The 25,613-nt window shown below is 71.4% G+C and carries 24 protein-coding genes; 10 read left to right on the top strand and 14 right to left on the bottom strand.

What is annotated here, in order from left to right:
• Nucleotides 1-211: 211 nt before the first annotated feature.
• Genes PE066_RS15545 through hemC form a run of 4 tightly spaced genes read right to left on the bottom strand, consistent with a single transcriptional unit; the run spans nt 212 to nt 4,227 of the window.
• Complete coding sequence (locus PE066_RS15545) at nt 212-1,465, bottom strand: heme biosynthesis protein HemY (RefSeq protein WP_271233434.1); 1,254 nt, start codon at nt 1,463-1,465, stop codon at nt 212-214.
• Entirely contained in the window at nt 1,465-2,553 is a 1,089-nt protein-coding gene (locus PE066_RS15540; RefSeq protein WP_271233433.1) for a uroporphyrinogen-III C-methyltransferase, read from the bottom strand. The genes PE066_RS15545 and PE066_RS15540 overlap by 1 nt, the downstream gene beginning before the upstream one ends.
• The gene (locus PE066_RS15535) at nt 2,550-3,314 is read right to left on the bottom strand and encodes a uroporphyrinogen-III synthase (RefSeq protein ID WP_271233432.1); all 765 of its coding nucleotides are present in this window, start codon (nt 3,312-3,314) and stop codon (nt 2,550-2,552) included. Before PE066_RS15535 ends, PE066_RS15540 begins: the two co-directional genes overlap by 4 nt.
• 10 nt (nt 3,315-3,324) lie before the next feature.
• Nucleotides 3,325-4,227: a hydroxymethylbilane synthase gene (hemC, locus tag PE066_RS15530; RefSeq protein WP_271233431.1), complete on the bottom strand. Its 903-nt coding sequence runs from the start codon at nt 4,225-4,227 to the stop codon at nt 3,325-3,327.
• Between the two features lie 81 nt (nt 4,228-4,308).
• Here hemC and ppc point away from each other — a divergent pair, with 81 nt between their 5' ends.
• The gene (gene ppc / locus PE066_RS15525) at nt 4,309-7,119 is read left to right on the top strand and encodes a phosphoenolpyruvate carboxylase (RefSeq protein WP_271233430.1); all 2,811 of its coding nucleotides are present in this window, start codon (nt 4,309-4,311) and stop codon (nt 7,117-7,119) included.
• 11 nt (nt 7,120-7,130) lie between these two features.
• On the opposite strand, the gene PE066_RS15520 is transcribed toward ppc, so the two are convergent.
• The 4 genes from PE066_RS15520 to PE066_RS15505 are packed head-to-tail and all read right to left on the bottom strand — an operon-like array spanning nt 7,131 to nt 10,951.
• On the bottom strand, nt 7,131-7,913 hold the full coding sequence (locus PE066_RS15520; protein WP_271233429.1) for a TerC family protein: 783 nt from the start codon (nt 7,911-7,913) through the stop codon (nt 7,131-7,133).
• An 18-nt stretch (nt 7,914-7,931) separates the two neighbouring features.
• Nucleotides 7,932-9,122, bottom strand: a complete 1,191-nt coding sequence (locus tag PE066_RS15515; protein ID WP_271233428.1) for an AI-2E family transporter — start codon at nt 9,120-9,122, stop codon at nt 7,932-7,934.
• A gap of 42 nt (nt 9,123-9,164) precedes the next feature.
• Nucleotides 9,165-9,908 (bottom strand): LytR/AlgR family response regulator transcription factor, encoded by a 744-nt coding sequence (locus PE066_RS15510; protein WP_271233427.1) that lies wholly within the window; start codon nt 9,906-9,908, stop codon nt 9,165-9,167.
• Entirely contained in the window at nt 9,905-10,951 is a 1,047-nt protein-coding gene (locus tag PE066_RS15505) for a sensor histidine kinase (protein ID WP_271233426.1), read from the bottom strand. Before PE066_RS15505 ends, PE066_RS15510 begins: the two co-directional genes overlap by 4 nt.
• A gap of 92 nt (nt 10,952-11,043) precedes the next feature.
• Between PE066_RS15505 and argH the strand changes: the two genes are divergently transcribed.
• From argH to dinB, 4 genes are all read left to right on the top strand, one after another.
• The gene (argH, locus tag PE066_RS15500) at nt 11,044-12,435 is read left to right on the top strand and encodes an argininosuccinate lyase (RefSeq protein WP_271233425.1); all 1,392 of its coding nucleotides are present in this window, start codon (nt 11,044-11,046) and stop codon (nt 12,433-12,435) included.
• 39 nt (nt 12,436-12,474) lie between these two features.
• Nucleotides 12,475-12,915, top strand: coding sequence for a hypothetical protein (locus PE066_RS15495; protein WP_271233424.1), 441 nt, complete (start codon nt 12,475-12,477; stop codon nt 12,913-12,915).
• Nucleotides 12,916-12,976: 61 nt separating this feature from the next.
• Nucleotides 12,977-14,149 carry an alpha-hydroxy acid oxidase gene (locus PE066_RS15490; RefSeq protein WP_271233423.1) on the top strand — a complete coding sequence of 391 codons (1,173 nt, stop codon included), beginning with the start codon at nt 12,977-12,979 and terminating at the stop codon, nt 14,147-14,149.
• A gap of 68 nt (nt 14,150-14,217) precedes the next feature.
• On the top strand, nt 14,218-15,408 hold the full coding sequence (gene dinB / locus PE066_RS15485) for a DNA polymerase IV (RefSeq protein ID WP_271236594.1): 1,191 nt from the start codon (nt 14,218-14,220) through the stop codon (nt 15,406-15,408).
• 44 nt (nt 15,409-15,452) lie between these two features.
• Here dinB and queF read toward each other — a convergent pair whose 3' ends face one another.
• From queF to PE066_RS15465, 4 genes are all read right to left on the bottom strand, one after another.
• A complete protein-coding gene (gene queF, locus PE066_RS15480; RefSeq protein ID WP_271233422.1) occupies nt 15,453-16,301 on the bottom strand; it encodes an NADPH-dependent 7-cyano-7-deazaguanine reductase QueF in 849 nt (282 codons plus the stop codon).
• A 61-nt stretch (nt 16,302-16,362) separates the two neighbouring features.
• Nucleotides 16,363-17,223: a 2OG-Fe(II) oxygenase gene (locus PE066_RS15475; protein ID WP_271233421.1), complete on the bottom strand. Its 861-nt coding sequence runs from the start codon at nt 17,221-17,223 to the stop codon at nt 16,363-16,365.
• Nucleotides 17,220-17,996, bottom strand: a complete 777-nt coding sequence (gene yaaA, locus PE066_RS15470) for a peroxide stress protein YaaA (protein WP_271233420.1) — start codon at nt 17,994-17,996, stop codon at nt 17,220-17,222. Before yaaA ends, PE066_RS15475 begins: the two co-directional genes overlap by 4 nt.
• Nucleotides 17,997-18,018: 22 nt before the next feature.
• Complete coding sequence (locus PE066_RS15465; RefSeq protein ID WP_271233419.1) at nt 18,019-18,285, bottom strand: hypothetical protein; 267 nt, start codon at nt 18,283-18,285, stop codon at nt 18,019-18,021.
• Between the two features lie 63 nt (nt 18,286-18,348).
• On the opposite strand from PE066_RS15465, the gene hemA reads away from it, so the two are divergent.
• The 5 genes from hemA (at nt 18,349) to PE066_RS15440 (ending at nt 23,187) form a co-directional block, all read left to right on the top strand.
• Nucleotides 18,349-19,620, top strand: a complete 1,272-nt coding sequence (gene hemA, locus PE066_RS15460; RefSeq protein ID WP_271233418.1) for a glutamyl-tRNA reductase — start codon at nt 18,349-18,351, stop codon at nt 19,618-19,620.
• 101 nt (nt 19,621-19,721) lie between these two features.
• Complete coding sequence (gene prfA / locus PE066_RS15455) at nt 19,722-20,819, top strand: peptide chain release factor 1 (RefSeq protein WP_271233417.1); 1,098 nt, start codon at nt 19,722-19,724, stop codon at nt 20,817-20,819.
• Nucleotides 20,816-21,643 (top strand): peptide chain release factor N(5)-glutamine methyltransferase, encoded by an 828-nt coding sequence (prmC, locus tag PE066_RS15450; RefSeq protein WP_271233416.1) that lies wholly within the window; start codon nt 20,816-20,818, stop codon nt 21,641-21,643. Before prfA ends, prmC begins: the two co-directional genes overlap by 4 nt.
• Before the next feature lie 53 nt (nt 21,644-21,696).
• Nucleotides 21,697-22,041: a Grx4 family monothiol glutaredoxin gene (grxD, locus tag PE066_RS15445; RefSeq protein ID WP_271233415.1), complete on the top strand. Its 345-nt coding sequence runs from the start codon at nt 21,697-21,699 to the stop codon at nt 22,039-22,041.
• 147 nt (nt 22,042-22,188) lie between these two features.
• Nucleotides 22,189-23,187 (top strand): AAA family ATPase, encoded by a 999-nt coding sequence (locus PE066_RS15440; protein WP_271233414.1) that lies wholly within the window; start codon nt 22,189-22,191, stop codon nt 23,185-23,187.
• 3 nt (nt 23,188-23,190) lie between these two features.
• Here the strand turns inward: PE066_RS15440 and PE066_RS15435 are convergent, their stop codons facing one another.
• Both PE066_RS15435 and PE066_RS15430 read right to left on the bottom strand, forming a co-directional pair.
• On the bottom strand, nt 23,191-23,853 hold the full coding sequence (locus PE066_RS15435) for a lytic transglycosylase domain-containing protein (RefSeq protein ID WP_271233413.1): 663 nt from the start codon (nt 23,851-23,853) through the stop codon (nt 23,191-23,193).
• Nucleotides 23,850-25,595 carry a proline--tRNA ligase gene (locus PE066_RS15430; RefSeq protein WP_271233412.1) on the bottom strand — a complete coding sequence of 582 codons (1,746 nt, stop codon included), beginning with the start codon at nt 25,593-25,595 and terminating at the stop codon, nt 23,850-23,852. Before PE066_RS15430 ends, PE066_RS15435 begins: the two co-directional genes overlap by 4 nt.
• Between the last annotated feature and the right edge of the window lie 18 nt (nt 25,596-25,613).

Genomic DNA, 25,613 nt, shown 5'->3' with positions numbered 1-25,613 from the left:
CACTTCAGGACAAGGGAGCTTCGGCTCCCTTTCTCTTGTCTGCCGCCGGCGCAGCCGGCATGGCGTCCTCTGCGGACCGGGCCTGATCAGGGAGCCGCTGGCGCGCGCTCCCATCCACTCGCAGGTTCAGCCGGCGGGAACCGGGGCCCGGGCTCTGCCGGCGCTGCGCCGGGGCGGCACGTCGGAGCGGTGATTGCTGCGGCCGCCGCCCTCAGGCCTGGGCCGCCTGCTTCCAGGCCGCGGCAGCCGCCGGCTCGTCGCCCCGTTGCTCGGCCAGCAGGGCCAGTGCGCGGCTGGCGTTGCCGCGCAGCCGCGGCTCCTCCAGGTTGGCGGCAGCCTGCGCCAGCAGTTGCTGCGCCTTGCCCCACAACTGCCGCCGCAGGCAGGCCATGCCCGCCAGGTACTGCAGCGAGGCATCGCGCGGGTCGGCCCGCTGGGCCGTTTCGATGCGCGCCAGCCAGGCCGCATCCACATCCTCCAGGCCTTCTTCCAGCACCGCCACCAGCCGTGCCTTCTGCAGGTCGGACAGGCCGGCCTGGCGCTCCCACACTGGCAGCAGCCATTCGCGCGCCAGCTGCGCCTCGCCGCCCAGCAGCAGCAGGCGCTGGGCCGCATGGATGGCCAGCTCGGGCATGGCGCGCTCGGCCGCCTCCAGGTCGGCCCAGGCGCGCTGCAGCTGGGTCGGGTCGTGGGCGCCGTTGAGCAGGTCGGTCGCCAGCCCGCGCACCAGGGTCTCGGCCGCCAGCGCCGAGAAGGCGCGGTGCTTGGCCAACAGGCGCGCCGTCTCCAGCGCCTCGCCGGTGGCCCCGGACAGGCGCGCGGCCTTGAGCTTCATGCGCAGCGCCAGCGTGCGCCGGCCGGCGCCGGAAGGCAGCTCCTGCAGCCAGCCGATGGCCCCCTGGGGATTGCGGTCCTCCAGCGACCAGCGGGCCGCGCGCATCAGGGCGCCCTCGTGCGACTCCTGGGCATCGCGGACGCCGGCCTGCTCCAGCGCGCGCTTCAGGTGTTCCTCGCGCGCACCGCGATCCTGCAGCGCGTGCGCGCTCTCGGCCGCCAGCAGGTGGGCCAGGGCCCGCAACTGCGCGCCGTTGGCCGGGCCGGCACCGCCCGCGCCGAGCGAAGCCTCCTGCGCCAGCGCGCCTTCGGCCGACTTGCGGGCCCGGATGAAGCGGCCCGCCAGCAGGTGCGACAGGGCGTCGAGCAGGTAGGCGTGCATGCTGCGCTCCTTCTGCTGGATGCGCCAGCGCAGAGCCTGGCGCGGCAGGTCGAACAGCGCTGCCAGGGCGCGCAGCGCGGCATGCAGGAACAGGAACGCCGCCAGCAGCAGCAGCAGGATCAGGTTGAGCGAGAGATCGACCCGCCAGGGCGGCCAGAACACCGTGACCGTGCCCTGGTTGTTGCCGGCGAACAGCGCCACCGCCACGGCAACGGCGAACAGGACCAGGAGCCAGAGCGCCGCGCGCATCACCGTCCCGCCGCGGCCGTGGCCAGGGTGGCCATCGTCTCGTCGATGCGCGGAACCTCGACCGCGCGCAGCTGCTGCTGCATCTGCTGCAGCGACTGGGCCGCCGCCTGGGTGCGGCGGGCCGAGCCGTCGAAGTACTTGTTGAGCGCGGCGGCAGCCCCGCCCACGTCGGCCCGGGCCGCATCGATCTGGCGCGCCAGCAGGGCCAGCCGCGCATTCATCAGCTTGAGCTTGAAGTTCTCGCGCAGGAAGAAGCCCTGGTCGGGCGCCACCAGCATCGCCTCGGGCGCGTCGATGCGGCTGACGCGCACCAGCGAACGGGCCTCGTCGCGCACCGCCGCCAGCACCTGCTGCCACCAGTTGGGAACGGGCGCCGGCGGCTGGCCGGTGCGCGGGGCGGAGCGGCCGGCCGGGGGCATTCCCACGCCATTGGCCAGCGGCAGTTCGTCCGCCTGGCGCGCCACCTCGTCCAGCCGCAGCAGGATGCCGGGCACGTCGGCCACGGCCGCCGACTTGATGCGGTCGATGTCGCGCGCGATCGCGCCGCGGATGCGAGCCAGCCGCGGTTCGCCCGCGCGCGCCAGCCGCTGGTCGGCGGTGCGCAGCGCCGCCAGCAGCGGTTCGGCGCTGAGCGTGAGCTGGGCCTGCTGCTGCGCGAGCCGCAGGCCCGCTTCGATGTCGATCACCAGGTTCTCGTCGCGCGAGCGCGACAGGCTCTGCATCAGGTCCTCGAGCTGCGTGCGCTGCAGCGCGACTTCGTTCAGCCGCGTGTCCTGCACCGCCTGGCGGGCGGCCACGTCGCGGGCCAGCTCCTGCGCCTGCCGCGCCAGCGCGCGCGCCTCGGTGGCATGGCTGCCGGCGTCGGCGCTCTGGCGCGCCAGCTGCTCCTGGATGGTCGAGAGCTTCTGCCACAGCATGCCGCTGGAGACCAGGCCGGCAACCGCCACGATGCCCAGCACGCCGATCGCCAGCCGGCCGGCGCGCACCGGCACGGCGTCCTCCTCGGCGGGCGCGGTGGCTGGAGCGGGTTCGGGGGTAGGGAGCGGCGGTGCGGACGAGGGGTCCCGCGGCTCGGTCTCGGCACTCATCGCGGCGATTCTAGGGCGGCAAGCACGTCGGCTTCGGCCGGCCGGGATGACCGCACGCTGCCAAAGCCGGCCGCGCGCGCGGCCTGCGCGATGCGCTCGTGCGTGGCGATCGCCTGGGCCTGGGCCCAGTCCTGCTGCGGCAGCAGGCGGCGCAGGTTGGCAATCGCCTCGGAGCTGCTGAACAGCCACACCGAGCCGTCGCTGGCCGCCCGCTGCGCCTGCGCCAGGGCGTCGGGGCCGGGATCGGGCCGGCGACGCGCATAAGCGGCCACCATCGCCACCCGGGCGCCGGCCTGCTCCAGTTGCTGCGCCAGCCAGTCACGCCCCGCCGGGCGGCCATCCGCGCCGGCGCCGCGCACCAGCAGCACGCGGATGCCCGCGCGCACCTGCGGCGCAATCACCGGCCAAAGCGCCTCCGAATCGAACTGCGCGGCATCCGCCGGCGGCGCATCGATCTGCGGCGCGGGCACGCCGGCCGCCGCCAGCGCCTGCGACGTGCCGGGCCCGGGGGACCAGGCGCGCGCGGCGGCCGGCCATTCCTGCCCCGCCGCCGCGGCGAAGAGGCCCTGCACGGCGTTGCCACTGACGAACATCGCGGCCTGGCATCCAGGCAGCGACGACCAGGCTTGCTGCAGCGCCTGCGCGTCCGGCGCCGGACCGATGTCGATCAAGGGGAAGACGAGGACCTCGTGGCCGCGCGCCGCCAGTGCGCGGCCCCAGCGCTGCGCCTCCGGCGCGGGGCGGGTCAGGACCACCCGCATGGGACGCGGCTCAGTGCGCGCCGCCGGCACGCAGGCGGCCGGCCACCTCCGTGCCGAGCGCCGCGGCCTCCTCGGCACTGCCGACGCTGCCGCTGGCCTGGGCCCGCACCAGCACGCCCGGCCGCTCGGGGTCGCCCCAGGCGGCCTCGATGCGCAGCACTTCGCCGGCCAGCGTGGCATGGGCTGCCAGCGGCATCGAGCAGGAGCCGCCCATGGCGCGGCTGACAGCGCGCTCGGCGGCGACCGCCAGCGCGGTGGACTGGTGGGCCAGCGGCGCCAGCGCACGCAGCACGTCCTCGCGCCCGCTGCGCGCCTCGATGCCGAGGGCGCCCTGCCCGGCGGCCGGCAGCATCTGCGCCGGCTCGAACACCTTGCGGATGCGATGGGCCAGCCCCAGGCGCTTGAGGCCGGCGGCGGCCAGCACGATGGCGTCGTAGCCCCCCTCGTCCAGCTTGCGTAGCCGGGTGTCGAGGTTGCCGCGCAGCGGCTCGATGCGCAGGTCGGGCCGCAGCGCACGCAGCAGCACCACCCGCCGCAGGCTGGAGGTGCCGACCACGGCGCCGGCCGGCAAGGCCTCGAGCGACTCGTACTTCGGCGAGACGAAGGCATCGCGCGGGTCTTCGCGCTCCAGCACGCAGGCCAGCATGAAGCCGTCGGGCAGGTCCATCGGCACGTCCTTGAGCGAGTGCACCGCCAGGTCGGCCTGGCCCTGCTCCAGCGCCACTTCGAGTTCCTTGACGAACAGGCCCTTGCCGCCGACCTTGCTGAGGCTGCGGTCCAAAATCTGGTCGCCGCGCGTGGTCATGCCCAGCAGCGAGGCTTCGTGGCCCTGCTGCGCCAGCAGGGCCTTCACGTGCTCGGCCTGCCAGAGCGCAAGCCGGCTTTCGCGGGTGGCGATGACGAAGCGGGTCAAGGGAAAGCCTGTCTCGAAGGAAGAAGGGAGGCCGATGCTAGCATCCGCGCTGCCAAAAATTTGAGCAGCCGGAGAACGACCATGGCCCTATCCCCGCCGGACACGCCGGCCCGGCGCGCGCGCGACAACGAGCGCCCCCTCGTGGAGGACATCCGGCTGCTCGGGCGCATCCTGGGCGACGTGATCCGCGAGCAGGAAGGCGTGCCCGCCTTCGAGCTGGTCGAGCGCATCCGCAAGCTGTCGGTCGCTTTCCGGCGCGACGCCGACCAGGAGGCCGACCGCGCCCTCAAGAGCCTGCTGAAGTCGCTGAGCGGCGACCAGGCGGTCAGCGTGATCCGCGCCTTCACTTATTTCAGCCACCTGGCCAACCTGGCCGAGGACCGCCACCACATCCGCCGCCGCGCGGTGCACGAGCGCGCCGGCGACACCCAGGAAGGCAGCATCGAGGTCGCGCTGGCGCGGCTGCGCTGGGCCGGCATCTCGCCGCGCGCGATCTCGCAGACGCTGGCCGGCAGCTACGTGTCGCCGGTGCTCACCGCCCACCCGACCGAGGTGCAGCGCAAGAGCATCCTGGACGCCGAGCGCGAGATCGCCCAGCTGCTGACCGAGCGCGACGAGATCAGGGCCCGCGCCCTGCCGCGCGATGCGCTGGCGCCGCGCGAGCTGGCCGCCAACGAGGCGCAGATCCGGGCCCGCGTGATGCAGCTGTGGCAGACCCGGCTGCTGCGGTTTTCCCGGCTCACCGTGGCCGACGAGATCGAGAACGCGCTGTCGTACTACGAGGCCACCTTCCTGCGCGAGATCCCCAAGCTCTACGCCGAACTGGAGCGCGACCTCGGCACGCAGCCGGTCGCCAGCTTCCTGCGCATGGGCATGTGGATCGGCGGCGACCGCGACGGCAATCCGAACGTCAGCGCGCAGACGCTGGAGCAGGCGCTGCGCCGCCAGTGCGAAGTGGCGCTGCGCCACTACCTGACCGAGGTGCACTTCCTGGGCCGCGAGCTGTCGGTGTCGGCGATGCTGGTGGATGTCACGCCCGCGATGCGCGAGCTGGCCGAGCGCTCGCCCGACCACGACGAGCACCGGCAGGACGAGCCGTACCGGCGCGCGCTGGCCGGCATGTACGCGCGGCTGGCCGCCACGCTCAAGGCCTTCACCGGCGGCGAGGCGGCGCGCCACCTGCTGCCGCCGCAGAACCCCTACGCCTCGGCGCAGGACTTCCACGCCGACCTGTGCACCATCCGCGACTCGCTGCGGGCCGACCGTTCGGAGGCGCTGGCGGCGCACCGGCTGCAGCCGCTGATCCGCGCCGTCGAGGTGTTCGGCTTCCACCTGGCCAGCATGGACCTGCGCCAGAGCTCCGACCAGCACGAGCAGGTGGTGGCCGAGTTGCTGGCCACGGCGCGCATCGAGCCCCACTACGCCCGCCTGCCGGAGGCGGCCCGGCGCGAGCTGCTGCTGCGGCTGCTGTGCGACGCCCGCCCGTTGCGGGTGATCGGCGGCCGTTATTCGGACCATGCCCGGGGCGAACTGGCGATCTTCGAAGCCGCGCTGCGCTTGCGCGCGCAGTACGGCCCGGAGGCGATCCGCCACTACATCATCAGCCACACGGAGACCGTGAGCGACCTGCTCGAGGTGCTGCTGCTGCAGAAGGAATGCGGGCTGCTGCGCGGCACGCTGGACCGCGATGCGGCCTGCGACCTGATCGTGGTGCCGCTGTTCGAGACCATCGAGGACCTGCACAACGCCGCGCCGATCCTGGAGGCGTTCTATGGCCTGCCGGGCATCGCCGCCATGGTCGAGCGCTCCGGCGGCGAGCAGGACGTGATGCTGGGCTACAGCGACAGCAACAAGGACGGCGGCATCTTCACCAGCAGCTGGGAGCTGTACCGAGCCGGCATTGCACTGGTGGAGCTGTTCGACCGGCTGGCGCCGCGGCACCGGATCCGGCTGCGCATGTTCCACGGGCGCGGCGGCACCGTCGGGCGCGGCGGCGGTCCCAGCTACCAGGCGGTGCTGGCGCAGCCGCCGGGCACCGTGCGCGGCCAGATCCGGCTGACCGAGCAGGGCGAGGTGATCGCCTCCAAGTACGCCAACCCGGAGATCGGCCGGCGCAACCTGGAGACGCTGGTGGCCGCGACGCTGGAGGCCACCCTGCTGCAGCCGGCCAAGCCGGCGCCGCCGGAATTCCTGCAGGCCGCCGAACGGCTGTCGGCCGTCGCCATGGCCGCCTACCGCTCGCTGGTCTACGAGACGCCCGGCTTTGCGGACTACTTCTACGCCGCCACGCCGATCCGCGAGATCGCCGAGCTGAACATCGGCTCGCGGCCGGCCGCGCGCAAGGCGGGCCATCGGATCGAGGACCTGCGCGCCATCCCCTGGAGCTTCAGCTGGGGCCAGTGCCGGCTGACCCTGCCCGGCTGGTATGGCTTCGGCGCGGCGGTGGAGGACTTCCTGCAGGCCGGGCCCGGCGCCTCGCGCAAGGAGCGGCAGGCGCTGCTGCAAAAGATGTACCGCCACTGGCCGTTCTTCCGCGCCCTGCTGTCCAACATGGACATGGTGCTGGCCAAGAGCGACCTGGCCCTGGCCTCGCGCTATGCCGGCCTGGTGGCCGATGCGCGGCTGCGCAAGCGGATCTTCTCGGCGATCGAGGCCGAGTGGCATCGCACCGCCGACGCGCTGGCGCTGGTCACCGGCGAGCGCCAGCGGCTGGCCGGCAACCCGGCGCTGCAGCGCTCGATCCGCCACCGCTTCCCGTACATCGATCCGCTGCACCACCTGCAGGTGGAACTGGTGCGCCGCTCGCGCGCCGGCCAGGCCGACGAGCGGGTGCGCCGCGGCATCCACATCTCGATCAACGGCATCGCCGCCGCCCTGCGCAACACCGGCTGAGCAGCTCGGCCTCAGTGCGGGCCGGCGCGGCCCTCCTGTCCGTCGCGCCCGGCGGTGGCCTGCCGGGCCGACACGCGCGGCCGCAGCCGCAGGTTGAGCATCTCGACTGCCACCGAGAACGCCATTGCGAAGTACACGTAGCCCTTGGGCACGTGGAATTCGAAGCCGTCGGCGATCAGCACCATGCCGATCATGATCAGGAACGCCAGGGCCAGCATCTTCACCGTCGGGTGCGCCGAGACGAAGCGGCCGATGGGTCCGGCGAACAGCATCATCATCGCGACCGAGGCCACCACCGCGGCCATCATCACGGCCAGCTCGTCGACCATGCCGACGGCGGTGATGATGGAGTCCAGCGAGAACACCATGTCCACCAGCATGATCTGCACGATCACGGCGCCGAAGGTGGACCTGATCTTCATCGATCCCTCGTGGTGCTCTTCCCCCTGCAGCGAGGTGTGGATCTCGCCGGTGCTCTTCCAGATCAGGAACAGGCCGCCGGCGATCAGGATGAGGTCCCGCCCCGAGACGTCCTGCTGGATCACCGGCAGCGTGAACAGCGGCGCGGTCAGGCCGATGATCCAGGCCAGCACCGCCAGCAGCCCCAGCCGCATGAACATCGCCATGAACAGCCCGAGCCGGCGGGCCCGCTCGCGCTGCTGCGGCGGCAGCTTGTCGACCAGGATCGAGATGAAGACGATGTTGTCGATGCCCAGCACCAGCTCGAGCGCGGTCAGCGTCAGCAGCGCGATCCAGGCCTGGGGATCGGTCAGCAGGGCGAGGAGGTGTTCCATTCGGCATTCTCCCGGGATTCAGGTGCCCAGCAGCTCGCCGACCGGCTTGAGGTGGTCCACCCGGTCGCACACCGCCTTGACCACCATCATGATCGGGATGCCCAGCAGCAGGCCCCACACGCCCCACAGCCAGCCCCAGAACAGCACGCCGATGAACACGGCTACGGCGTTCATGCGGCTGGCCCGGCTGGTCAGCCAGGGCACCAGCAGGTAACCCTCGACCGTGTTGATCAGCAGCGAGGCGCCGCCCACCAGCAGCGCCAGCTCCACCTCGCCGGCCTGCATGAAAGCCACCACGGCGGCGGCGAGCGTCACCAGGATGGAGCCGATGTACGGCACCAGGTTGAGGATGCCCGCGGCCACGCCCCACACCGCCGCGTGCTCCAGCCCCAGCAGGGCGAATGCCACGCCGGTGGCGATGCCCACGCCCAGGCTGGCCAGCAGCTGGACCAGCAGGTAGCGCTGGATCTGCACGTTGATCTCGTCCAGCGCCTGCACCGTCAGTTTCTTCTCCGACAGGCCGGGACCGGCGATCCTCACCAGCTTGCGCCGGAAGGTATCTCCCGACAACAAAAGGAAATAGGTCAGGAAGGTGACCAGCACCACCTGTCCCACCAGGCTGACCAGCCCGACGGTGCCGCTCCACAGGTGGTCGCGGATGTCGAAGCGGGGCTTTTCCACCACCACGCGCTGCACGCCCTTTCCCTTGGCGCTCGCCGACTGGGTGGTGCCATTGGCCGCCTCGGCCGCCTTCTCGAGTTCGGCCGCCGCCTTCTGCACCGGGTCCAGCGGCGTCTTGTTGCTGGTGCGCTGCTGTACCTTGGCGCGCACCCGCTCGGCGGCGGCCGGCAGCGAGTCGATCAGATCGCTGGCGTCGTCGGCCAGCGACCACAGGGCAAAGCCGCCGCCGGACAGGATGGCCAGGATCAGGACGCCGGCGCCCAAGGCCCGCGGAATGCGGGCCCGCACCATCGCCTCCACCACCGGCGCCAGCGCGTAGTAGAAGACGAAGCCCAGCATCAGCGGGATGAAGAAGGCGCTGCCCCAGCGCAGCACCGCCAGCACCGCCAGCGTGGCCAGCACCGCCAGCGCCAGGCTGCGCGGATCGGCGTGCGGGTGCAGCACGACCTGCGGCGGCTCCTTGGGGTCGACGTCGTCCGGCGGAGGGACTTCCTCCAGCACCTGATCGACTCGTTGCTCCGGGTTCATGGGGACCTTCCTCGCTGCCGAACGAGTCCCCTGACCTCCGATCTATCGCGTCAGCGCTTCCCGCACCGCCGTGAGCTGCCGCCGCGACACCGCCAGCAGCTCATCGATGCCGTTCAAGCGCACCGCCCAGCCCTCGCCCTCTTCGGGGTCGTCGTGCTTTTCCAGCGACCGCACCGCCCGCAGCGCCACCAGCGCATTGCGGTGGACCCGCAGGAACTGCGGCGCGTGGCGCTCTTCCAGTTCACTGAGCGACGCATCCAGAATATAGCTGCGGGCCGCGGTGCGCACGGTGATGTATTTGAGTTCGGCCTTGAAATAGAGAACCTCCGACAGCGGAACGCGCTCCGTTCTGCCACGGTCCTGGATCACCAGCATCTCCTGCGGCTCGCCCGCGGGCGCGCGCCGCGCGGCCAGCGCCCGTTCCACCTTCTGCAGCGCCACCTGCAGCCGCTCCAGCCGCACCGGCTTGGTCAGGTAGTCCACCGCCTCCAGCTCGAACGCTTCCACGGCGTGCTCGGCGTGCGCTGTGACGAACACCACCGCCGGCTCGCGCGGCATGCCGCGCAGCGCCTGCGCCAGCGCCAGCCCATCGGCGCCCGGCATGCGCACATCCAGCAGCACCGCATCGAAGCTGCCGCGGCGCAGCGCCTCCATGGCCTCCGTCGCGTTGGCCGCCTCGCCGATGACCCGCGCTGCCGGCGAGCGGCAGTCGGCCAGCAGCGTGCGCAGCCGCGATCGCGCCAACACTTCGTCGTCCACCAGCAGCATCTGCAGGAATTCGCTCATGCCGGAACCTCCATCCTGACCTGATAGACGCCGTCCTTCAGGACGGTGCGGAACTGCGCCTGGACGTCGTGCAGCAGGCGCAGGCGGTCGCGCACGTTGCCCTGCGCAAGACCGTGCCCGGGGCGGCCCTGCCCCGCCGGGACCGTGTTGGTCACCTTGATCACCACGGTGGCGCCGCGCCGCTGCGTGCTGACCTTCACCTCGGCGCCGCCGGCGCTCGGCTCCACGCCATGCTTGACGGCGTTCTCCACCAGCGGCTGCAGGAACAGCGGCGGCACCCGCGCCCGGCCGGCGTCGGGGTCGATCGCCCACTCGACCTGCAGGCGCTCGCCGAAGCGCACCTGCTCGATCGCCAGGTAGTGCCGCGCCAGCGCCACTTCCTCCTCCAGCGTCACGGCTTCGCCGGGGTCGGCCAGGGCACGGCGGAACAGGTCGCTCAGGTCCTCCAGCACGGCCTCGGCCCGGGCCGGGTCCTCGCGCACCAGGGCGATGGCGGTGTTGAGCGTGTTGAACAGGAAGTGCGGCCGGATGCGGGCCTGCAGCTCGGACAGGCGGGCGGTGGCCTCGGCCGGCAGGCGGCCCTTGGCGCGCAGCGCCAGCGCCGCCAGCAGCGCCGCCGCCAGCAGCGCCCCGGTGAAGGCCGACGCCACCCAGGGCGCCGGCGCCGGCCAGGCCACCAGCATCGCCAACCCGCAGCCGTACAGCCCCGACACGGCGCCCAGTGCCGTGCCGGCCACGTGCTGGGCAGCCTGCGGCAGGCGCGCCAGCAGGCGCTTGAGGCTGCAGCCGACCACCAGCCACACCAGGGTGGCCGGCAGCGCGGCGCCGCTCAGGAGCGCCAGCCGCGCCAGCCATTCGCGCATGCTGTCCGCCCCGAACATGGCGCCTACCGCCAGCACCGCCTCGACGAACAGCACGGCCCGCAGCACCACGCCGACCTGGCAGGCGTCGAACAGCAGCACCTGGGGCGCGGGCGGCGGCACGGCCCGGCGACCGCCATCGGGCAGGTCCTGGAAGGCCGATAAAATTTGCGAGTCTTTCATCCTGAGGCGGGCGCAGCCGCATTATTGGTGAATCGCCCCGTCCGTCCGAGTCGGGCCAACCACCTAGCCGCCCCCGGCCCCCCGCCCCCGCCATGTCGCAACTCGATCACAAGTCCCAGGCCTGGTCCGCGCTCTTCACCGAACCGGTGAGCGAGCTGGTGCAGCGCTACACCGCCAGCGTCGATTTCGACCGGCGCCTCTGGCGCGCCGACATCCAGGGCTCCCTGGCCCACGCGGCGATGCTGGCCGCGCAGGGCATCATTTCCGCGCAGGACCGGGCCGACATCGAGCGCGGGCTGGCCCAGGTCACGCAGGAGATCGAGTCCGGCGCCTTCGACTGGAAGCTGGAACTGGAGGATGTGCACCTGAACATCGAGGCGCGCCTGACGCAGCTGGTGGGCGACGCCGGCAAGCGCCTGCACACCGGCCGCAGCCGCAACGACCAGGTCGCCACCGACGTGCGCCTGTGGCTGCGCGGCGAGATCGACCTGCTCGCGGGCCTGCTGTCCGAGCTGCAGAAGGCCTTGCTCGGGCTGGCCGAGCAGAACGTGGACGTGATCCTTCCGGGCTTCACCCACCTGCAGGTCGCGCAGCCGGTGAGCTTCGGCCACCACATGCTGGCCTACGTGGAGATGTTCGCGCGCGACGCCGAGCGCATGGCCGACGTGCGCAAGCGGGTCAACCGGCTGCCGCTGGGCGCGGCCGCGCTGGCCGGCACCAGCTACCCGCTGGATCGCGAGGCGGTCGCCCGCACGCTGGGCATGGAAGGCGTGTGCCAGAACTCGCTGGACGCGGTGAGCGACCGCGACTTCGCCATCGAGTTCACCGCCGCCGCGACGCTGGCCATGGTGCACGTCAGCCGGCTGTCGGAGGAACTGATCCTCTGGATGAGCCAGAACTTCGGCTTCATCCGCATCGCCGACCGCTTCACCACCGGCTCGTCGATCATGCCGCAGAAGAAGAACCCGGACGTGCCCGAGCTGGCGCGCGGCAAGACCGGGCGCGTGGCCGGCCACCTGGTCGCCCTGGTCACCCTGATGAAGGGCCAGCCGCTGGCCTACAACAAGGACAACCAGGAAGACAAGGAGCCGCTGTTCGACACGGTCGACACGCTGCGCGACACCCTGCGCATCTTCGCCGACATGATGGGCGGCATCACCGTCAACAGCGAAGCCATGGAGCAGGCGGCCCGCAGGGGCTTTGCCACCGCCACCGACCTGGCCGACTACCTGGTCAAGAAGGGCCTGCCGTTCCGCGACGCGCACGAGACCGTGGCGCACGCCGTCAAGGCCGCGCAGCAGCAGGGCTGCGACCTGTCCGAGCTGCCGCTGGCCACGCTGCAGGGCTTCCACGCCTCGATCGGCGAGGACGTGTACGGGGTCCTGTCGCTGCGCGGCTCGCTCGACGCCCGCCAGGTGCTGGGCGGCACCGCACCCGCGCAGGTGCGGGCCCAGATCGCCCGCCATAGGGCGCGGCTGGGCTGAGCGAGCCCGGCACGGCAGCGCCTGCGCCACGAACGCCTGATGCGCCAGCCCAGTGACCTGGGCACGCTGCGGGCGGTGGTCGCCGCCGCCGACTTCGGATCGATCGGCGCGGCCGGCGAACATCGGCAGCTCGCGGTGGCTGCGGCTAGCTTGCGCATCACCGCACTGCAGGCGTCGCCGCTGACAGCCGTTCCGCTGTCCGCCCCCTGGGCCCATCGCAGGCACCCCATCGCCACCCAAAGCGACGCGCCGCTGGCGCCGGCGGCGGCCACCCTGTTCCGGGCCCTGACGCGCCGAGCCGCGGCGGGCCGACCGTCCGGGGCTGCGGCTTTCGCCATTCGCGAAAGCCGCCTGCGGCCGGCGTCATTGCCGCGCGCCGCGGACGGTTCCTACACTGCCCGCCAACCGGCGCCGAGTCCTTCCGGCTCGGCGCCGCCGCCGGTGCCAAGTGCCACCAGCCTGTCGGCCTGCCCGGGATGACGGCCATCGCGCCCCCGCACCGGCGGCTGGCTACCATCGCGCCTACAGAGGAGACAGTGCCATGCCCGTGATCACCAACATCGAAGACCTGCGTCTGCTGGCGCAAAAACGCGTGCCGCGCATGTTCTACGACTACGCGGACTCGGGCTCGTGGACCGAGAGCACCTACCGCGCCAACGAGGACGACTTCCGCCGCATCCTGTTCCGCCAGCGGGTGGCAGTGAACATGGAAGGGCGCAGCACCCGCACCGCCATGATCGGCCAGCCGGTGGCCATGCCGGTGGCGATCGCGCCCACCGGCCTGACCGGCATGCAGCACGCCGACGGCGAGATCCTGGCGGCGCGCGCGGCCAAGAAGTTCGGCATCCCCTTCACGCTCTCGACCATGAGCATCTGCTCGATCGAGGACGTGGCCGCGGCGACCGGCCAGCACCCGTTCTGGTTCCAGCTGTACGTGATGCGCGATCGCGACTTCATCGAGCGCCTGATCGACCGCGCCAAGGCGGCCCACTGCTCGGCGCTGGTGCTCACGCTGGACCTGCAGATCATCGGCCAGCGCCACAAGGATCTGAAGAACGGCCTGACGGCGCCGCCCCGGCTGACCCTGTCCAATCTGCTGGACATGATGACCAAGCCGCGCTGGTGCCTGGGCATGCTGGGCACCCGGCGCCGCGATTTCGGCAACATCGTGGGGCACGTCAAGGGCGTCGAGAACATGGGCTCGCTGTCCGAGTGGACGGCCAAGCAGTTCGACCCCCGCCTGTCCTGGGCCGACGTCGAGTGGATCAAGAAGCGCTGGGGCGGCAAGCTGATCCTCAAGGGCATCCAGGACGTGGAGGACGCGCGCCTCGCGGTGGAATCCGGCGCCGACGCCCTGGTCGTCTCCAACCACGGCGGCCGCCAGCTCGATGGCGCGCCCTCCTCCATCTCGGCGCTGCCGGAGATCGCCGACGCCGTGGGCAGCCGCATCGAGGTGCACATGGACGGCGGCATCCGCTCGGGCCAGCACGTGCTCAAGGCCGTCGCGCTGGGCGCGAAAGGCACCTACATCGGCCGCGCCTTCCTGTATGGCCTGGGTGCGATGGGCGAGGAAGGCGTGACCCGCGCGCTGGAGATCATCCACAAGGAACTGGACCTCTCCATGGCCTTCTGCGGCCGCACCGACATCAAGGCCGTCGACAGAAGCATCCTGTTGCCCGGCAGCTACCCGACCGGAGCGCCCGCCGGCCACTGAGCCGCCCCGCGCTGCGGGACAATGCCCGCGCCGTGACCCCGCCGCGCCGCCGCATCGCCCACCTGGACATGGACGCGTTCTTCGCGTCCGTGGAGCTGCTGCGCTACCCGCAGCTCAGGGGCTTGCCGGTGGTGATCGGCGGCGGCCGGCGCAAGGTCGACGAGCTGCTGCGCGAGCGCTTCGCCGGCCGGCCGCTGTCCGAGATCCCGCCCGAGGCGTTCCCGCTGCTGAAGGACTATGTCGGCCGCGGCGTGATCACCACCGCCACCTACCCGGCGCGCCAGTTCGGCGTCGGCTCGGCCATGGGCATGATGAAGGCGGCCCGCCTGTGCCCGCAGGCGCTGGTGCTGCCGGTGGACTTCGAGGAGGTGCGCCGCTACTCGCGCACCTTCAAGTCGGTGATCCGCGAGATCGCGCCGGTGGTGGAGGACCGCGGCGTCGACGAGGTCTACATCGACTTCACCGAGGTGCCCGGCGGCCAGCGCGAGGGCGGCCGGGTGCTGGCCCGCCTGATCCAGCGCTCGATCCTCGATGCCACCGGCCTGACCTGCTCGATCGGGGTGGCCCCCAACAAGCTGATCGCCAAGATGGCCAGCGAGTTCGACAAGCCCAACGGCATCTCCGTGGTGCACGAGGCGGACGTGCAGGGCCGCATCTGGCCGCTGCCGGTGCGCAAGATCAACGGCATCGGCCCCAAGGCCGAAGCCAGGCTGCATGGCCTGGGCATCCGGACCATCGGCGAGCTGGCGGCGCAGGAGCGCGACCGGCTGCTGGAGCACTTCGGCCGCTCCACCGGCGCCTGGATGCACGAGGCCGCCTGGGGCCGCGACGAACGGCCGGTGGTCACCGAAAGCGAGCCGGTGTCCATGAGCCGGGAAACCACCTTCGAGCGCGACCTGCATGCGGTGCGCGACCGGGCCGAGCTGGGCGCGATCTTCACCGAGCTGTGCGAGAAGGTGGCGGGCGACCTGCAGCGCAAGGGCTACGTCGGCAAGACCATCGGCATCAAGCTGCGCTACGACGATTTCCGCATCGCCACGCGCGACCAGACGATCGAGCACTTCACCGCCGACGCCCGGACCATCCGCAAGATCGCCGGGCAGTGCCTCAAGCGGGTGCCGCTGCAGCAGCCGCTGCGGCTGCTGGGCGTGCGCGTGGGCAAGCTGGCGCGCGAAGGCGAGGCGATGCCGGCCGCCCCTGCCAACCGGGCCCCGCCGCAGGCGGCCGAGTCCATGGCGGACCTGTTCGGACCCGCCTGAGCCGGCCGCGGCCATGAACAACGTGCGCCGAGGGCCGGCCCGGCCTACTGGCGCGCGGTGCGCACGTTGGGCGGCAACGCCAGCGGGTGGCTGGTGCGGAACGGGTTGATGTCGAGCCCGCCGCGGCGCGTGTAGCGCGCATACACCGCCAGCCGGGTCGGCCGGCACTGCCGGCGGATGTCCATGAAGATGCGCTCCACGCACTGCTCGTGGAACTCTTCGTGCTGCCGGTAGCTCACCAGGTAGCGCAGCAGCCCGCCCTGGTCGATCTGCGGGCCGGCATAGCGGATCTGCACCGAGCCCCAGTCGGGCTGGCCGGTGACCAGGCAGTTGCTCTTGAGCAGGTTGCTGGTGAGCACCTCCTCCACCGGCTGCTCGTCGAACGCCGCCGTGAGCAGCGAGGGTTCGGGCGTGTAGTGGGTGCACTCGATGTCCAGCCGGTCCAGCAGCACGCCATCGAGTTCGTGCACCTGTTGCTGGTCGAAGGCGTCGGCGGCGGTCAGCCGCACGCCGACCGAACCGCTGGCGCCGCCGCCCCGCCAGGCCGCTTCGGCGATGTCGGCGCGCAGGCGGGCGAGCACCTCGTCGGCCGAGGCGAATCGGCTGCCCGAGAAGCTGTTGACGTAGAGCTTGAAGGACTTGCTCTCGACGATGTTGGGCGTCTCGCACGGCACCGTGATGTGCGCCAGCGCCACCACCGGCTTGCCGCGCGGCGTGAGCCAGCTGAGCTCGTAGGCGGTCCAGAGGTCGGCGCCGAAGAACGGCGGCTGGCCGCCGATGCCGATGTCCTGGCGCTTGGGCGCGCGCGGGATCGGGTAGAGCAGTTCGGGCGAGTAGGCCTCGGGGCACGGCGCTCGCTGGCCGAGCGGCGACTGGTCGGGTGAATTGGGCATGGCAACGGGTGTGGCGCAACGGGGGCCCGTTGCGCCGGATGGACGGGTGCGCGCAGCGCCTTTACTCGAAGCGGCGCTCGCGCAGCCACTTGGTGGCGATCCACTTCTCGCCGGCCAGCACCGGCGCGCCGCCGTGCAGCGTGCGGGTGGACGGGTGCGGGCGCTCGTAGCTGAAGAACACGCCGTGGCCGCGCTTGGGGAACACCTCCAGGTGCACGTCGGGGAAGGTGGTGCCGCCGCCCTTTTCGGGTTCGGCCAGGTAGATCACCAGCGTGCCCACGCGCTGGCCGCCGCGCTTGAGGATGGTGGGCGTGCCGGGCTCGGCCGGGTCGAAGTAATCGTAGTGGGGCTTGTATTCGGCGCCGGGGCGGTAGTGCAGCACCTGCAGGCCTTCGCCGTTTTCCTCGGGCCAGTTCAGCAGGCGGGCGATGCGCGCTTCGATGCGGCTGACCAGCTCGTTCTCGCCGCGCTGGAAGAACATGCCGCTGCTGGTCCGGTCGTCGTTGACTTCCTCGCCGCCGGTCTTGGTCGCCACCGTCAGCGAGCGCGCCATGCGCGGTTGCGCCAGGGCGATCAGCGCGTCGCACTCCTCGTCCGACAGCAGGCTGCCGAACACCACGACGCGCGGGTTGTACATGTTCTGCAGCACGTGCACCCGGCGGTCGCCGGCATCCACGTACAACGGCGACTCGTCCAGCCGCGGATCGGGCACCGGCACCGAAGGCGGCAGGCCGTCGGCCGCGGCCTTGGCTTCGAGGTGGCTGCGCAGCGTGCTTTCCATGGCCTGCATCGCCACCTCTTCCTGCCAGCCGCTGGCCAGCATCGAGCGCAGCACCGACTCGGCGCTGTGCCCGGCCTGGGCCTGCTCCACGATCCACCGCCGCAGTTCGGGGGTGACCTGCTGTTGGGTCCTGGTCGTCATGGCTGCATTTTCCGCCGGAAAACCAGCCGATCGGCGCTGGAGGCCTTTGGGTCGAACCCGTAACCGTCCAGGTCGAAGCCTTGCAGCCCGTCGGGCTTGCGGATGCGCTGGCGGATGGCGTAGCGCGCCATCAGCCCGCGCGCCTTCTTGGCGAAGAAGCTGATGACCTTGTACTGGCCGCCCTTCCAATCCTCGAACACGCATTCGACCACCCGGGCCTTCAGTTGCCGGCGGTCGACCGAGCGGAAGTACTCCTGCGAGGCCAGGTTCACCACCACCGGATCGGGCTCGGCCGCCAGTTCTTCGTCCAGCAGCGCAGCGATGTCGCCACCCCAGAACTGGTACAGGTTGCGCGTGCGGCCCACGGCCAGGGCCGTGCCCATCTCCAGCCGGTAGGGCTGCATCCGGTCGAGGGGCCGCAGCACGCCGTAGAGCCCGCTGAGGATGCGGATGTGCTGCTGGGCCCAGTCCAGGTCGGCGCTCGACAGGCTGGCCGCATCCAGCCCCTCGTACACGTCGCCGGCGAACGCCAGCACCGCCGGCCGGGCGTTGTCCGCCGTCGGCTCCGGCGCCCAGGCGCGGTAGCGCGCCACGTTCAATTCGGCCAGTGCGGGGCTGATGGACATCAGCTCGCCAAGCGCGCCGGCCGGCTTGCGGCGCAACGCCGCAATGAGCCGCTGGGAGCGATCACCGAACCGCGGCAGGGTGTGCGGCAGCTCGGGCAGGGGCGATTCATAGTCCAGCGTCTTGGCTGGCGAAAGCAGGAACAGCATTCAGCTTGGGTCGAAAGGCTTGTTACTTCCAGGCCCGCGACAGCAGCCACTGGGTGGAAGCCGCGGCCAGCACCGCCGCCGCATAGGTGGCCATCTTGCCGTCGCGGCCGAACCACCACAGCCCGCCGGCCAGCACCGCCGCCGCAGCCAGCGCCACCAGCCCGGCCTGCAGCCAGAAACGGCCACGGCCCGGCAGCAGCAGCCGGCTCGCCAGCGGCAGGGCCAGGCCCAGGAACAGGGCGGGGGCCAGAAAGCTCGTCAAATGGACCAGGAAATCGATCAGGCCCATCGGGCGCAGCGCTTTGATGCAGGCTAAGTGCTTGGAATTGCGGGGAATTTTATAATCCCTGCCATGGCAGTCTGGGCCCTCGGCATCAACCACACGACGGCCCCGCTGGATATGCGGGGCCGCTTCGCGTTCGCCATCGACCAGATCGCGCCGACGCTGGAAGCGCTGCGGCACAACCTGCAGGGCCGGCTGGCCCGGCAGCCCGAAGCCGCCATCCTGTCCACCTGCAACCGAACCGAGATCTACTGCGCCGGCCCCGACTACGGGATCGAGCCCACGCTGGAATGGCTGGCGCAGTCCGGCGGGGTCCCGCCGGCCCTGCTGCGCTCGCATGCCTATGCGCTGCAGGGCGGCATGGCCGCGCGCCACGCCTTCCGGGTCGCCAGCGGGCTCGACTCCATGGTGCTGGGCGAGGCCCAGATCCTGGGCCAGTTGAAGGACGCCGTGCGGGTCGCCGACGAGGCCGGCGCGCTGGGCACCACGCTGAACCAGATGTTCCAGCGCTCCTTCGCGGTCGCCAAGGAAGTGCGCAGCGCCACCGAGATCGGCGCCCACTCCATCAGCATGGCCGCCGCCGCGGTGCGGCTGGCCGGCCAGTTGTTCGAGGACCTGGGCCGGATCCGGGTGCTGTTCGTCGGCGCCGGCGAGATGATAGAGCTGGCCGCCACCCACTTCGCCGCGAAGAACCCGGCGCACATCGCGGTGGCCAACCGCACGCTGGAGCGCGGCGAGAAGCTGGCTTTGCGCTTCGGCGCCGAGGTGATGCGGCTGGCCGACCTGCCGGCGCGCCTGCACGAGTTCGACGCGGTGATCAGCTCCACGGCCAGCACGTTGCCCATCATCGGGCTGGGCGCGGTGGAGCGGGCGGTCAAGGCGCGCAAGCACCGGCCGATCTTCATGGTCGATCTGGCGGTTCCGCGCGACATCGAACCGGAGGTCAAGGCGCTGGAGGACGTGTACCTGTACACCGTCGATGACCTGGCCCACGTGGTGCAGACCGGCCAGGCCCAGCGCGAAGCCGCAGTGGCCCAGGCCGAGGCCATCATCGACGCCGGTGTGCAGAACTTCCTGCACTGGATGGACCAGCGCGGCACGGTGCCGCTGATCCGCCAGCTCAACGCCCAGGCTGACGAGTGGCGGGCGCTGGAAATCGCCCGCGCCCGCAAGCTGCTGGCCCGGGGCGAGGACGTCGACGCCGTGCTGGAAGCCCTGTCCAGGGGGCTGACCCAGAAGATGCTGCACGGCGCGATGGCCGAGCTGCATGCCGTCGACGCCGCCACGCGCGAGCGCGCCAGCACCGCCATCGAGCACTTCTTCCTGCGCAAAGAGCGTTAGCTGCGCGCGCGCCTCACGGCGCCCGCCGACTTCGCTGCGCCTCGCCGACAAATGACGAAAGCGCGGCCGCGGTCATCCGCCCTCCGTCACCCGTCGATCCCATGAAGCCCTTCCTCCGCCAGCAACTCGAGCGCTACCCGGTCCGCCTGCAGGAGCTGGACTTCTTCCTGCAGCAGCCGGACGCCGCCACCGACCTGGAGCGCTTTCGCGCGCTCACGCGCGAGCACGCCGAGGTCAGCGAAGTGGCCGGACGCTACCAGGGCTTCCGGCGGCGCGAATCCGATCTGGCACAGGCGCGCGAGATGCTCGGCGAGCCCGACATGGCCGAGATGGCGCGCGAGGAGATCGCCGCCATCGAGGCGGAGCTGCCGGCGCTGGAGGAGGAGCTGCAGATCCTGCTGCTGCCCCGCGACCCGGACGATGGGCGCAACGTCTTCCTGGAGATCCGCGCCGGCACCGGCGGCGACGAGTCGGCCCTGTTCGCCGGTGACCTGCTGCGCATGTACATCCGCTATGCCGAGCGGCAGGGCTGGCGCAGCGAAGTCGTGAGCGAAAGCCCCGGCGAAGTCGGCGGCTTCAAGGAAGTCGTGCTGCGGGTGGTCGGCGAAGGCGCCTTCGGCAAGCTGAAGTTCGAGTCGGGCGGCCACCGCGTGCAGCGCGTCCCCGCCACCGAAACCCAGGGCCGCATCCACACCAGCGCCTGCACGGTGGCGGCGCTGGCCGAGCCCGACGAGGCGCAGGCCGTGCAGATCAACCCGGCCGATCTGCGCATCGACACCTTCCGGGCCAGCGGCGCCGGCGGCCAGCACATCAACAAGACCGACTCGGCAGTGCGTGTCACCCACATCCCGACCGGCATCGTGGCCGAGTGCCAGGACGACCGCTCGCAGCACCGCAACAGGGCCAAGGCGCTGCAGGTGCTGGCCGCGCGCATCCAGGAGCAGGAGCGCAGCGAGCGCGAAGCCCGGGAGGCGGCCACCCGCAAGGGCCTGATCGGCAGCGGCGAGCGCAGCGACCGCATCCGCACCTACAACTTTCCGCAGGGCCGGATCACCGATCACCGCATCAACCTGACGCTGTACAAGCTCACCTTCGTCATGGAAGGCGAGCTCGATGAACTGATCGAGGCGCTGCTGCTGGCGCAGAAGGCCGAGCAGTTGCAGCAGCTCGAGGCCGGGCTGGGGGCCCCCGCGGCATGACCCTGGCCCAGGCGCTGCGGCAGGCCCTGGCCGGCGGGGTCAGCCGGCTGGATGGGCACCTGCTGATGCTGCACGCCCTGAGGCGGCCCGGCAGCGACCGGGCCTGGCTGCTGGCACACGACGATCACGAGCTGACCGCGCAGCAAGCCGAGTTGTTCGAAGGCCTGTGCCGGCGCCGGGCGGCCGGCGAGCCAGTTGCCTACCTCACCGGGTGCAAGGAGTTCTTCGGCCTGCCGCTCGCGGTCGATCCGCGCGTGCTGGTACCGCGGCCCGAGACCGAGACCCTGGTCGAATGGGCGCTGGAGACGCTCGGTGGCACGGATCGGCCGCGCCTCATCGACCTGGGCACCGGCAGCGGCGCCATCGCGCTGGCGCTGGCCAGCCGGCGGCCGGACGCGCGGGTCGAAGCCGTCGATGCCAGCGCCGGCGCACTGGAGGTCGCGCGCGCCAACGCGCAGCGGCTCCGGCTCGAGGTCGGATTCAGGCAGGGGCACTGGCTGCAAGGCTGCACCGGGCCGTATGACCTGATCGCCAGCAACCCGCCCTACGTGCGCGAGGGCGACGAGCACCTGGCGGCGCTGGTGCATGAGCCGCTGGCGGCGCTGGCGGCAGGGCCGGATGGGCTGGACGACCTGCGCCAGATCGTGGCGACCGCGCCTGCGCGGCTGGCGCCGGGCGGCTGGCTGTTGCTGGAGCACGGCTGGGACCAGGCCGAGGCCGTTCGCGCGCTGCTGCAGGACGCCGGTTTCGTCGCGGTCGGCACCCGCCAAGACCTCGCCGGCATCGGGCGCTGCTCCGGCGGGCGCCGGCCCGAACGGGGATAATCCGCACAGACACGTCGGGGCGCGCTGCGCCCCACCTCCAGGAGATCGAAACGATGAGCGACGTCCAGCAACGCATCGACCAGCTGGTCAAGAACAACCAGGTGCTGCTGTTCATGAAGGGCAGCGCCAGCTTCCCCATGTGCGGCTTCTCGGGCCGCGCGATCCAGATCCTCAAGGCCTGCGGCGTCGACCCGCAGGCACTGGCCACCGTCAACGTGCTGGAGGACGACGAGATCCGCCAGGGCATCAAGGACTACAGCAGCTGGCCGACGATTCCGCAGCTCTACGTGCGCGGCGAGTTCATCGGCGGCTCGGACATCATGATGGAGATGTACCAGAGCGGCGAGCTGCAGCAGGTGCTGGGCGGCGGCGCAGCGGCCTCCGGCACGCAGGGCTGACGCCGTCCGTCAGCAGCCGTCGCCGCCGGCTGCCAGCGGACCTTCGCATTTTCCCGACAGACTTCGCGGCTGCGGGCGCACGCGATTGAACTCCTGGCGTGGCTATGCTGGAATGAACCGGCAGCCGAGCAACAAGGAGTCAGCGCGATGGACAACCGAAGTCTGGTGCCCCACCCATCCCCGTCGTTCAGGCTTCCGATCGCGCACGTGCGCGACGTGTTCCGCCCGCACGAGGTCGAGCGCAAGCTCGCCAAGCTGCCCGGCAAGGACCACGAGGGCCTGCGCAGCACCTACGAGCGCATGCTCGAGCGCGGCCCGGAGCGCTTCCAGGTCAAGCCCAGTGGCGTTCCCGACATGGCGGCGCTCTATGCGCAGCTGCCCAACTTCACTGAAGCGCTCGACGACGTGAGGCGGCACGTGGCCCTGTCGCAGGACAGCCGCGATGGCCTAGAAGTGACGCCGATGCTGCTGCTCGGGCCGCCGGGCATCGGCAAGACCCATTTCGCGCGCAAGCTGGCGGACCTGCTGGGCACCGGCATGAACCTGGTGCCCATGAGCTCGATGACCGCCGGCTGGCTGCTCTCGGGCGCCTCTTCGCAGTGGAAGGGAGCCCGGCCGGGCAAGGTGTTCGAGGCGCTGGTCGAGGGCCAGTACGCCAACCCGGTGATCGTGGTCGATGAGATCGACAAGGCATCCGCCGATGCGCAGTACGACCCGCTGGGCGCCCTCTACGGGCTGCTGGAACACGACACCGCGCAAGCCTTCGTCGACGAATTCGCCGAGGTCGCCATCGACGCCAGCCAGGTGATCTGGATCCTGACCGCCAACGACGAGCGCAGCATTCCCGAGCCCATCCTCAACCGCATGAACGTGTTCGAGGTCGAGCCGCCGTCGCTGGAAGCCGCGCGCGGGATCGCGCGCAACCTGTATGGCAGCATCCGCGGCGAGCATGGCTGGGGCGCGCGCTTCCAGCCGGAACCGGCCGATGCCGTGCTCGAGCAGCTGGCGGAACTGGCCCCGCGCGAGATGCGCCGCGCCCTCATGACCGCCTTCGGCAACGCCCGGCTGGACCAGCGCGACGAAATCGCCGTCGGCGACCTGCCCAGGCCCGGCTCGGGCAAGGGGCGGATCGGCTTCCTGCAGTAGGCGCTAGTTGCCGGCGCCGGCAGCGGGCGACGGCGCCGCCTTGGGCAAGCCGGGGTCGGTGAAGTGCCAGCGCCGGCTGGCCGCGAACACGGCGTTCGGGTACTGCGGCTTGCCGCGGCTGCCGTTGTAGCGGCCCAGCGCCATGATCAGGTCGCCGCGCTCGCGCTCGATGTAGTGCCGCAGGATCACGCAGCCAAAGCGCAGGTTGGTCTGCATGTGGAACAGCTTGCCGGGGTCGCCGTCGCCGATCAGCCGGCTCCAGAACGGCATCACCTGCATGTAGCCGCGCGCGCCCACGCGGCTGACCGCGAACTTGCGGAACGCGCTCTCGACCTGGATCAGGCCGAGCACCAGGCCGGTGTCGAGGCCGGCGCGCCTGCTCTCGTACCAGACCGTCTGCAGGAACTCCTTGCGCTCGCGCCAGTCGACCTTGCGGCGCGCCAGCAGCGGGCTCAGGGCGCCGAGCCAGCGCAGGTAGGCCAGGCGGGATTCGGTGTCGGGGAATTCAGGAACCGGCGGCGCCGAGTTGGCGATGGCGGAACTGAGGGCGGTGCGAACCGAATCGGCCAGCGGCTCCTCGATCTGCGCGCCGGCATGGGCCGGGGCCAGCGACCAGGGTGCGGCGCCGCTCGCCAGCAGCGCGAGCGCCCCGCGCCGGCCGATCACGCCTGCAGGCGGCCGTGCAGGAACTCCACCACCTGGGCGGCCGGCACCTGCGTGGCCGCGGAATCGCGCCGGTGCTGGTATTCGAGCTGGCCTTCCTTCAGGCCGCGCTCGGAGATCACCACCCGGTGCGGCACGCCGATCAGCTCCCAGTCGGCGAACATGGCACCCGGGCGCTCGCCCCGGTCGTCCAGCATCACGTCGACGCCGGCCGCTGCCAGTTGGTCGTGCAGCTGCTGCGCGGCTTCGCGCACCGCGGGGCTGCGGTCCATGCCGATCGGGCAGATCACCACCGTGAAGGGCGCAATCGCATCGGGCCAGATGATGCCGCGCGCATCGTGGTTCTGCTCGATGGCGGCGGCCGGCAGGCGGGTGACGCCGATGCCGTAGCAGCCCATCTCCATCGGCTGCGGCTTGCCGGCCTCGTCGAGGAAGGTGGCCTGCATCGGCTCGCTGTACTTGGTGCCGAGGTAGAACACGTGGCCGACCTCGATGCCGCGCTCGATCGCCAGCCGGCCCTTGCCGTCGGGCGAGGGGTCGCCCTCGACCACGTTGCGCAGGTCGGCCACGGCATCGGGCTCGGGCAGGTCGCGGCCCCAGTTCACGCCGGTCAGGTGGAAGTCTTCCTCGTTGGCGCCGCACACCCAGTCGGCCATGACGGCGACCTCGCGGTCGGCGACGATGCGCACCGGTTGCTTCAGCCCGATCGGCCCCAGGTAGCCGGGCGGCGTGCCGAAGTGCTCGAGGATCTCTGTCGTGGTGGCGAAGCGGAAGCCCTTGTCGAGGCCGGGCACCTTGCCGACCTTGATCTCGTTCATGTCGTGGTCGCCGCGCAGCAGCAGCAGCCACACCTGCGACTTGACGACCGTGCCCGCATCGTCGAGCTGATCGGTGGCCAGCACCAGCGACTTGACGGTGCGCTGCAGCGGCAGCCCGAGCAGTTGGGCGACGTCGGGGCAGGTGCTCTTGCCCGGGGTCGGCGTCTTCTCCAGGGCCTGCGCTGCAGCGGGCCGCGGACCGGCCGGCGCCAGCGCTTCGGCCTTCTCCAGGTTGGCGGCGTAGGCACTGTCCGGGCAATAGACCACCGCGTCCTCGCCGGTGGCGGCGATCACCTGGAACTCCTCCGACAGGTCGCCGCCGATGGCGCCGCTGTCGGCCGCCACGGCGCGGTAGCGCAGGCCGAAGCGGTCGAAGATGGCGCGGTAGGCCTGCGCCATCGCCTGGTAGCTGGCCTTGGCCGACGCCACGTCGCGGTCGAAGCTGTAGGCGTCCTTCATGATGAACTCGCGGCTGCGCATCACGCCGAAGCGCGGCCGCCGCTCGTCACGGAACTTGGTCTGGATGTGGTACAGGTTCTTCGGCAGCTGCTTGTAGCTGCGCAGCTCCTGCCGCGCGATGTCGGTGACCACTTCCTCGCTGGTGGGCTGGATGATGAAGTCTCGCTCGTGGCGGTCCTTCACCCGCATCAGCTCGGGGCCCATCTTCGACCAGCGGCCAGTCTCCTGCCAGTACTCCGCCGGCTGCACCACGGGCATGAGCAGTTCCACCGCGCCGGCGCGGTTCATTTCCTCCCGCACGATCGCCTCGATCTTGCGCACCACGCGCAGGCCCATGGGCATCCAGGTGTAGATGCCGGCGCCGAGCTTCCTGACCATGCCCGCCCGCATCATCAGCTGGTGGCTGACCACCTCGGCATCGGCAGGCGCTTCCTTGAGCGTGGAGATCAGGAACTGGGAGGCTTTCATTCGGGGAGACAGGCGGGA

Source organism: Ramlibacter tataouinensis, from assembly GCF_027941915.1.
GTDB classification, from domain to species: domain Bacteria; phylum Pseudomonadota; class Gammaproteobacteria; order Burkholderiales; family Burkholderiaceae_C; genus Ramlibacter; species Ramlibacter tataouinensis_C.
Note: the sequence above shows the minus strand (reverse complement) of the source record. Positions and strands in the feature narration are given on the sequence as shown.